This is a genomic window from Umezakia ovalisporum Ak1311, assembly GCF_029891685.1.
In the GTDB taxonomy this organism is placed as follows: domain Bacteria; phylum Cyanobacteriota; class Cyanobacteriia; order Cyanobacteriales; family Nostocaceae; genus Umezakia; species Umezakia ovalisporum.
In genome coordinates, this window is record NZ_JANQDJ010000052.1 from 66,268 (window position 1) to 75,206 (window position 8,939).

An 8,939-nucleotide genomic window follows, 5' to 3' on the forward strand; every position below is an offset into this window, starting at 1 on the left:
CTTTGCGGTGTGGTGATATACAGTGTTGGCGGGGAAGATACCCAACGGACAAAAGTTTGATGATTATGATTTGTACTTCATAAGAACGAAATCTGCTGTAGTTAAAAACTGCTGTATTACCTTTGGTGTTGCTAACACCACGTGTATTTTTGTTTTTTATGTATTCTAGTGTTTTATTTCCAAATAGGTTTTTGATTTGGTGGTTTGTATACATGAGGTCTGGTTTTATGGCTGTTATGGTTATTGTTTTATAATTTTGGGTGTTTTATGGGAATTATTAAAACATTTTATCCCAGGCTTCTAATACTAATCTTTGGGTTCTATATTCTCCATATTGTTTGATTTCATTGTTTTTTAATACTCTGAATGTTTCACTGGGGAACTCTGGACCATAGACATCTCCAGGGTCTAATATATATCTCAGTTCATTACGGGTTAAGCCATAAAGTTTGGCGTAATATGCGTCTAGCTCTCCTCGAATTAATGCTCGTCTGTTAGGATTCCAAGGGAAGGGTTCACCTTTATATCCCATGTCTAATGCAAAGGGTTCCATATCCCAGGCGGTGTACACTAATTCTAGTACTCTGGAGGTGATATATTCTGTATGTTTTTGTGTGTATGCTTCTGGGGGTATGATGGGAAGTTGTTTGAGGATGAAAAAGCTTAAGTTAGTTCCTCCAACTTTTTGACGTGCTACAAAATCAAATACTAAGCTATTTAAATTAGCTAGTAAGCAAGAAATTAAAATTACTGATTCAGATGTAAATACAAGAGGAGTTTTATGATTAATCGCTACTTTAGGTAATAAACTAGAAATCACAGTACGTTCATCAGTTGACCTGCAAATATCTCTAAAACCCAAAAGCCATTTTTTATCCCACTTCCCAGCTAACTTATTGTCAACTTCTTTTCTATCTACCCAGTAACGGGGTTGAGTGGTAAAAGCAACATCAGCTATTTCCTCCTCTGTCAAATCACGAGTAGCATTGCTATTAATATAAGTAGCCCAACGGTGATTAAACTGATGAAACATTTTTGCTTCATATAATGGTACTAAACCATCAACTGCTTCGTTGTGAAACAATCCACTATCATTAGCCATGTGAAACATGGCCATAAATGAAATACCCCAAGGGTTAATTCCGGTATTTTCATTTTCCAAAACTGGTACATTTTGATATATCTTTTTTGTTAATTCTGCATCTTGACTAGTTCTAAAAATCGGACAGGTGAAGGTGTTAGGATTAATTAAAGCAATATCTTGGGGGGAAAGCTGAAATAAACGCTTTTTGTTTTCTAACTGTTTGGGTTGGGTTAAGAAAAAAGCAAAGTTACCTTGTTGAATTGGTTTACCACTAATACCAACAAGTGAAAATTTCATTCTGCTATCTACAGCAGGGAATAAACTTTCTCTATTCTCAAAATCATACAAATTTGCTAAGTTCTGTTTTTGAATTAAATCACCAAAAAGCTTTTTATAAGTATCATCGGTAGCAATACCTGTAGGAACAATTACCCCAATTCTACCATTATGATTAATTAAGCTTCTGGTAGTTTCAGCAAACACAGCATAAGTATTAATATCTCCCACAGCAGTTAAGGGAAATCTCCCGGACTCCCGAATAAACTTACTTTGTGCATCTGCACTATGTTTAGCATTTTCAAAAGCTTGGCCTAGGGCGGGATTTTTCTGAGGTAATTCTTTAATCAATTTTTCCCGTGCTGCTTTGTTTTGGGCTTTAGCAATTTCTAAACTGCGGGAACCAAAAAACTCTTTTTCTTGTAATTTAATTCTTTCCCAGGGAGGATTACCTAAAACACAATCAAATCCCCCTTGTTCAAATACTTCTGGAAATTCTAAGGGCCAGTGAAAGAAGTTATATTCACTGGCTAAACTATTCCCAGCATCCACTATGGTTTGTAATTGGTAATTAGTAACTTGTAATTCGTAATTACATTGAGAATTGAGGATTTTTTGAAGGGTTTCCCGTTGTAATCTGTTTAAAGTTGCTGTGGTTGGTAAAAGTTCTAGGTTGTGTTGGGTTAAGTGCATGAAAAATGCAGCAGTCCATAAATTACAAGCTGCTTTTTTTAACCACCAATGATTATCTAAAAGATTATTTTGATATTTTCTCTGTTTTTCTTTAATTTCCTGGGGGGTATTTTCTGAAAAATTTCCTAGCTCTTGCCATAGTTTAGCAAAGATGTGAGTATCATCTCTGGAGGTTTCAAAAATAGATAGTTGTCCTTGATTTTCTCGTTCTTTTTTATTGCGCTTTTTTAAGTTGATGGATAATTTTTTGTCGTCTCCTGTTACTGGTTTAAAGGCTTCGTCGGGTATTCCTTGGTCTAAACATTCTAAGTCTAATACTCCTACTAAGGAATTACCGCATTTAATTCTATGGTCTAAGAAGTTCAATGGTTTACCACTACAAAACCCTTCAATCCATAAGGCTACTTTACATAAATCTACTGCTAAAGGGTTTAAATCTACTCCATAAATACAATTTTGAATTACGTCTCTAATGGCTATTCTTAAAGGTTCTGGTGCTGGTTGTGCTTCTTTGGTTCTGATTTTGGCTAATTCTTTACCTATGCGTCGTGCTGCTGCTAATAAAAAGTGTCCAGAACCACAAGCAGGGTCTATGACTTTAATGGTTAATAAGGATAGTTCTTGGTTGGTAATTTCTGGTGGGGATTTGTGTAGTTTTTGTTGTATTACTGGTTCTAGGGCTGTGTTAATTAACTGTTGTACAAGTTGGGGAGGGGTGTAGTAAGAACCTGTGGTTTTTCTGTCACTACCAAAAATTAAGTTAAATTGATAAATGCCTTGATTGTTGTTAATTTTTGGGTTAAAGTCTAATAGGCTTTCGTAGACACTGCCTAGTTCTTCTACATCTAAAGCGCCATAGTTTACCCGGCGTAATTGTTGTTTATTTTCATATAAAGACAAACAACGAAGGGCGTTTAATAAATCGTAGTTGTCGATGGCACAATCGTCTAGGTCTGTTAATGTTTTTGAACTAAATAAATCACCGTTTAAGGGTGATAACCCTAGGATTTTACCTCGCCAATTTTCATCAAATAATTTAAATGTGACTTTTAAGCCTTGCCATAGGTCTTGAAAACCTTCTCGATTATGGCGGGGACGTTCTGCTAGTTCTCTTAGTCTTTCAATGCTGTAATATTCAAGATAAATTCTGGCTTCTTCTGGGTTTTTTCCTGTTAGTAATAAGTTTCGGGATTCTGCTACCATTAAGAATAAAATACGGTAGATTAATTTTAATAGTTGGCGATAATAATCTATTTCGTTTAATTCATTGGTGGTGGCTATTTTCTGTCGCAGTTTTTCGCTGTCAGGATGTTGTAGAAAGCCATTACCTAGTTGCACTAGGGCTTTTTCTACTCCATCCCGGAGGCCGTCTCGTACCCTTCCTCCTTGCTGTAGGCTTTCTTGATGGTAATATTCCAACAAGCATTTATCTGCATCATCCGCAGTTTCTGGTAGGCGGGAACGGTGGAAGAGACGATAAAATAGGCTGAATTCGGCAAAGTTTTCGCCGTTGAGAATCTGCTCTAAGTCAAATTCGATATAAGTAAGGCGAGTCATTAAGGAAGAATCACGTAATAGTCGCCAACGAAGACCGTTGGTGGTGATGGCCCAAAGATGCTCGGTTTTGTTGAGATATTCCTGTACTAAGGCGTGTGCTGACAACCGAGGTGTGCCACTGGGAGGACGTTGATCAATGTCTAGACGACAACCAATAATGTGTATGGGTGGGTAAATTGTAATTTCTGGGTTTTCACCTTTGGGTTTTGATTTCTGCAATAGGGCACGATGGGAGATAGTATAGGTTTGTCCCTCTAGTACTTGGGCTTTGGGGGTATATTGGGGGGTATAATCGAGGGTACGTAATAAAGGAACTGCCCACATTTCCCGGGTAATGCTGGTGGCGGTGTCTTCGGGGTTTAGTCTTTCTAATTGACGTTGGAATGCTACCCAATAGGCTTTGGCGTCACCCCAGGCTATGGCAATTTCGTCTTCTAATTTTTCAGCTTTGGCTAATCCAAAGTCTTGGGCTGTTTGTCCTTTGATGGTTCCTTCTAACAGTTCAGCAGTGATGTCTGCTGCTAGTAAGTTACCTTGGAATTGTACTCCTGCTAAGGTTACACCTGCTACACCCATTGCCCTTTGACTCCACTGAAAATTGTGAAATTACCCACTAGGTTTTTTTTGTCTGTTTTTTGATGGTCACCATTGGCTTTTTCTTTGAGGCTGGGGTTTAATGCTAATGTGATTTGCCTTTTCCTGGTTGCAAGATATATACCCCTAGTAAATCCATTGGTGTTTGTGGTTGTATTTCAATTTTACCTTCCTGGGTGATTTTTCTAACACGTCGGTGGGATTCTAATAAACAGTGCGATCGCTCTTTGGCGAGTTTTTCTAAGTCTGGTGTTAGTTCATGAATTCGATGCAATAATTCCTGGATTTCTTGCTTTTTTGTCTTTTCAGGAGCATCACTCACTGGGTTGGTTTGTTCTAAGAGTGTTTTGGCTTCTTGGGGTGGTAACCAACTGGGATTCCATGGAGGGCCTGTAAATCCCACCACCATGCATTCTTCAGCTAATAAAGATTTGGGAGGAGATTTGTGTGGGTTTTTTGTGGTGGTGTTTAATAGGTGTCGCAGGCGCAACAATAATAAAGTTGTGCGCTTGGCTACGGTGTCCGTGGTGGTAAACCCACATCTAGCTGCTATTGGGTCTTTGGTGTTGGCGAGGGCTTGTTCTAGAATGTAACGTGCTAACCCTTCCACTAAGGGATGATTTCGTCCTACATATTCCACGTCTTCTGATGCTGGGGTGGTAAAGGTGATTAAACGGGGTTGGTTTCCTAATGTTGGTTGTAAGAAACTAGGAATTGTGGGTAATAACCAGGCTTGTTTTTTCTGAATTAGGGAGCAAGATAAGCCATGGCTGGCATTTTTTACAAATCTAGCTACATCTTCTTCGCTACCAAGAATTTGGTCTGACTCTATTAATTCTTGTTCTACTTCCCTAGGTTTGATAGCCCGTTGAGCAAAGCGGGTGCGACTGATTTTTTCCCGTTCTACGGCTTTATCCCATTGTTTATGTATTTGTTCTACAGCACATTCTCCCTCGTCGGATAAATCTAGTAGTGATAACTGCACTGCATCTGTGGTTCGGTCAAACAAAGATTTAAACACTGCTTCCGACACGGTGGTGCTATCCATTGGTACGGGTACTGTGATTCCCAAGGTTTTATGTATCTGTACTGCTTTACGAATGAGCACCTCTAGTACTGCTCCATCCACGGGGTTATCTTGGCCATAAATTAAACAGCTTTTTACTTGTGGTGCTGTTTGTCCATAACGGTCAATTCGCCCTTCTCGTTGTTCTAGACGATTAGGGTTCCAGGGTAGGTCGTAGTGAATAACAGCACTAAAATGAGATTGTAGGTTTACTCCCTCGCTTAAACAGTCCGTGGCAACTAATATTCTTTGGTTATAGGATTTTAATTCCTGTAGGCGAATTTCTCGCTCATCTTCTGACAATTCCCCAGTGATGGCAATAACACGAAGTTGTTTCTGGGGGCTTCCTTTCTTTTCTAGTTTTTGTTTAAGAGCATCTGCTAAATAGTTGGCTGTGGCGACGTAGCGACACCAGATAATGGGGTTGTGGTTGTTTGCTAGTAGGGTTTGGATATGGGCGATGCAAGCTTGTAATTTTTCGTCTTTTTCTCCTTGTAATTTACTGGCTTGTTGGACGAAGGTACGGAGCTTAGGTTTATCTGCTTCACTGTAGGTTTGCTGACTTTGTTCTATTACTATGGTGGGGGAAGCATCCACAGCTTGTTCTTGGTCTGTGGGGTCGTAAACATAGGAATTCATTAAGTCTTCGTCTAGGTCTCCTGGTAAGGTGCTATCAGCAAGTTTACTTACCTGACGACTTAATGTAGCCACGGCGGCGGCGGGGGAAGACATTACACACCGAATTAATGCTAAGGCTGACCAATAACGTCCCCGACGTTGGATGTAGGTCATTTCTTTGGTGGTGGTTTTCACTAATCCCCGTGCAAAGTTATACACTTCCTGGAATAGTTGTTTATATTCTTTAGATAATTTATAGGGTTTTTCTTCGCATTGGCGTTGTGGGAAAGGTGTTTCGTTACCTAACCAAAGTTTGACATCTGCTCTACGTCGCTGAATAAAGTGACTAGCTAGTTTATCTCGCTCTTTCTCTGTGAGTTTATCCAGTGTCAATTGCTCAAATTCTGGTTTGACTAAGCCTAATAGAGAAAGAAAGGATTCCTCAATTCCACTATGGGGGGTAGCGGTGAGTAGTAACAAGTGCTGATGTGTTTTTTCTGCTATTTGTTGAATTAGTTGATGTCGTTGCTGTTGGGATGCGCTTTTACTCCCAGGACTTGTACAGGTGTGGGCTTCATCTACAATTACTAAGTCCGGACAATGGGTAATAAAACTGGCCCGGCGACGTTCGGCTTTGGCATAGTCAAGACTAACAATTATGTGGGGATAGTAACTGAAAACATGGGAGTTATTGGGTATTGCCCGTTCTAGTTTAGAAGCTGTACCGGAACGGATTACTACAGCATTAATATGGAATTTTTCTCTTAATTCTTTTTGCCATTGATCGCACAGGTGGGGAGGACACAGTACTGCTATGCGTTTGATTTCTCTTCTGTCTAAAAGTTCACGGGCAATTAGTCCCGCTTCAATGGTTTTACCGATGCCCACATCGTCAGCAATTAACAATCTGACTGTTTCTAGTCGCAGTGCCATTAACAGAGGAACGAGTTGGTAGGGGCGAGGACGCAATGATAATCTACCCAAGCAGCGAAATGGCCCTGCTCCGCTCCGTAGCAAATGTCGTGCTGCATCCATGAGTAAGATGGCGGCGGTGTGGTCTTTAATACTGTTGGTGCTGGGTTGGGGAAATGTTGCGGTTTCTATGGTTTCTAGGTTTAAGTGCTGATAAATGCCAATTTTTTCTTCTTCGTTGCCACTTAGGGGGCAAAGACAAATTAAGTCTTGGTTTTCCTCTGGTATCACTACCCATTGCCGATTACGGCAACTAACTATGGAGCCGGGGGTGAAGGTATGTGTCATTGATGAGTAAGGAGTTATGAGGAATAAGTAATGAGGTTGGGAAGTTTCAATCCCGCGAAGGGGGTTCATTGATTTGAAAGGTGTGTAGGGACGTATTGCAATACGTCCCTACTAATGTTTGTTTCAATCCCGCGAGGGGGTTTCTTTGATTTGAAAGGTGTGGCAATTATGATGGCACTATTAAACTGTGGAGCTTAGAGACTTTAAAAATGTTGCACACATGGAGGGATGGTTCCAGTTCTGTTTTAGGACTTGCTCTGAGCCTGGATGGTAAAACCCTCGCTAGTAGCAATGAGGATAGCAATATACATATTTGGCAAATTAAATAACTGACGGCTAACCATCAGTTATTTATACGTAAATAACTGAACGTTGTTACAATCAAGGCACTTACGCGTCCGCAGCTTTTCGCCTTCCCCCCACCCAGCCCCATCAGCACGGGAATATACCCACTGTTCTGGTGATTCTCCAGCGGTACGACCCCAAACAAAATTTTGTGAACCGCAGATTAGACATGGCGTTTTTTGTGGTGTGTAGCTTTTTTGATCTGGTTGGTTGTTCATAAACTCGACTCTAAATAATTGATGCAAAATCTCTGAGTTTCTCATGTAGCTGTTTCAAGACTCCCAGACGGGTTTCAATCCCGCGAGGGGGTTTCATTGATTTGAAAGGAGGAAAATGAGTTTTGATTAATTAATTAATTAAAAAGGTTTCAATCCCGCGAGCGGGTTTCATTGATTTGAAAGGTTAAATAGAGCCTACTACTAATAAATATATCTAAGCTGTTTCAATCCCGCAAGCGGGTTTCATTGATTTGAAAGCAAAAGAAAATATTTACTCTCTAGGTGACTATTATAAGGTTTCAATCCCGCAAGCGGGTTTCATTGATTTGAAAGCTAGAAAAAGCAACACTGTTAGCAATGTCAAAAGGAGACGTTTCAATCCCGCAAGCGGGTTTCATTGATTTGAAAGTTTTTGGGTTAAACTCAATAGCCATTTTTGCTCTCTGTTTCAATCCCGCAAGCGGGTTTCATTGATTTGAAAGAAGCAAGAATGATAGGCAAAGAGGCTCAGAAGAAGGTTTCAATCCCGCAAGCGGGTTTCATTGATTTGAAAGTTCTCCTCAATATCGTAGTAAAAAGAAGATATGTAATGTTTCAATCCCGCAAGCGGGTTTCATTGATTTGAAAGACCGACCGCCAAAAGTTAGTTGTAGAGCCATTCCCACCGGCGATTTTGGCGGGGGAGGTTTAAAACCTTGTTTCAGGGGTTGTCTGAAGACTCTAGAATTATGGTCAAAGGTCTGAAACTATTAACTTGTCAAGGTTCTGAGGTTTTGGCGGGAGGTGGGGGTTTTTGCCTGTGCTTTCCCTTGGCAAAGAAATACTAACACCATCACAGCAAATTTGCAATATTTGTGACTGAATTACATATTGCAAAGACGCGACCCTAGGAAAGTTGGTGTTTAAGTGACGGTGTTTCTATACCGCGAAGGGGTTTTATTTGAGTAAGGAGTTATGAGTAAGGAGTAATAAGGTTGGGATGTTTCAATCCCGGGAACTGGTTTCATTGATTTGAAAGTTCTTGGCTTGCAAAGAAAAGAGTAACAAGGGAGGTGTTTCAATCCCGCGAGCGGGTTTCATTGATTTGAAAGCACTAACAACAAAAGTATTAGCTTGTTGACTACTATGTTTCAATCCCGCGAGGGGGTTTCATTGATTTGAGAGTTGTGTAGGGACGTATTGCAATACGTCCCTACTAATGTTTGTTTCAATCCCGCGAGGGGGTTTC

At 40.2% G+C, this 8,939-nt stretch carries 4 protein-coding genes and 1 CRISPR repeat array; of the genes, 1 reads left to right on the forward strand and 3 read right to left on the reverse strand.

The window, feature by feature from the left end:
* Positions 1-277: 277 nt before the first annotated feature.
* Complete coding sequence (locus tag NWP25_RS10040) at positions 278-4,186, reverse strand: Eco57I restriction-modification methylase domain-containing protein (RefSeq protein ID WP_280699308.1); 3,909 nt, start codon at positions 4,184-4,186, stop codon at positions 278-280.
* Between the two features lie 103 nt (positions 4,187-4,289).
* On the reverse strand, positions 4,290-7,217 hold the full coding sequence (locus tag NWP25_RS10045) for a helicase-related protein (protein ID WP_280651384.1): 2,928 nt from the start codon (positions 7,215-7,217) through the stop codon (positions 4,290-4,292).
* Positions 7,218-7,357: 140 nt separating this feature from the next.
* On the opposite strand from NWP25_RS10045, the gene NWP25_RS10050 reads away from it, so the two are divergent.
* The gene (locus tag NWP25_RS10050; RefSeq protein ID WP_280687847.1) at positions 7,358-7,477 is read left to right on the forward strand and encodes a WD40 repeat domain-containing protein; all 120 of its coding nucleotides are present in this window, start codon (positions 7,358-7,360) and stop codon (positions 7,475-7,477) included.
* 18 nt (positions 7,478-7,495) lie between these two features.
* Here the strand turns inward: NWP25_RS10050 and NWP25_RS10055 are convergent, their stop codons facing one another.
* Positions 7,496-7,711 carry a hypothetical protein gene (locus NWP25_RS10055; protein WP_280687849.1) on the reverse strand — a complete coding sequence of 72 codons (216 nt, stop codon included), beginning with the start codon at positions 7,709-7,711 and terminating at the stop codon, positions 7,496-7,498.
* A 71-nt stretch (positions 7,712-7,782) separates the two neighbouring features.
* A CRISPR array of direct repeats spans positions 7,783-8,340; the repeat unit is 37 nt; unit sequence GTTTCAATCCCGCAAGCGGGTTTCATTGATTTGAAAG.
* Positions 8,341-8,939 lie beyond the last annotated feature (599 nt).